At 53.7% G+C, this 836-nt stretch carries 2 protein-coding genes; both read left to right on the top strand.

All coding sequences use genetic code 11. The features are described 5' to 3' along the window. The coding region (locus AC0L3J_RS37110; RefSeq protein WP_473350391.1) for a phage GP46 family protein at positions 1–421 on the top strand (421 nt) is incomplete at its 5' end. Continuing rightward, positions 422–836, top strand: a 415-nt coding sequence (locus tag AC0L3J_RS37105) for a hypothetical protein (RefSeq protein ID WP_473350390.1), incomplete at its 3' end; no start/stop codon positions are given. It abuts the gene before it with no gap.

Raw genomic sequence — 836 nt, 5'->3', positions numbered from 1 at the left:
TATCTGGACGAACGGACGCGGCGATATTGCGCAGGATGGTATTGATATGCTGACCGACGACAGCCTGACAACCGATGTGACAATCTCCCTGTTTACCGACCGGCGCGCGCTGGATTCTGACACGCTGCCGGATGGTTCAGATGATCGCCGTGGATGGTGGGGTGACAGTTACCGCGACCGCCCCATCGGTTCGCGGTTGTGGCTGTTATCACGTGAAAAAGCCACGCCGGATACGCTGGAACGCGCCAGAGGGTATGCCGAAGAGGCGCTGGAATGGCTGAAAACAGCGGGCCGGGTAAGTGCGATTAACGTCAGAGCGGAACAGTTACATCAGGGCTGGTTATACCTCTACATTGCACTGACATTACCGGATGGTTCCGTTATTCCTTATGAGTTTAAAGCAGCATTTAACGGGGTTTAAATGGCTTATTCACCACCGACATTATCATCGCTGATTGCCCGTACAGAACAGAATATTGAACAGCGCCTGCCGGGTAGCTGGCCTCAGTGGCAGCAACAGTTAACCCATGCTGAGCAAAAACTTAATGCGCTTGCGGCGATCACGTTGACGTTAACCGCCGATGAAGTTGCTACCGCCCTGGCGCAACATGCTGAGCAACGCCCAGTGCGTCAGCACCTGGTCGCGCTGCATGGACAGATTGTTCCCCAACAAAAACGTCTGGCGCAGTTACAGGTCGCTATCCAGAATGTCACGCAAGAACAGACGCAACGTAACGCCGCACTTAACGAAATGCGCCAGCGTTATAATGAAAAGACGCATAATCTTGCCGATGTGAATACCATTTGCGTGCAGGAAGCGCGCATCTTACCGCTGG

This window comes from Bradyrhizobium sp. Kon37 (genome assembly GCF_055807535.1).
Note: the sequence above shows the minus strand (reverse complement) of the source record. Positions and strands in the feature narration are given on the sequence as shown.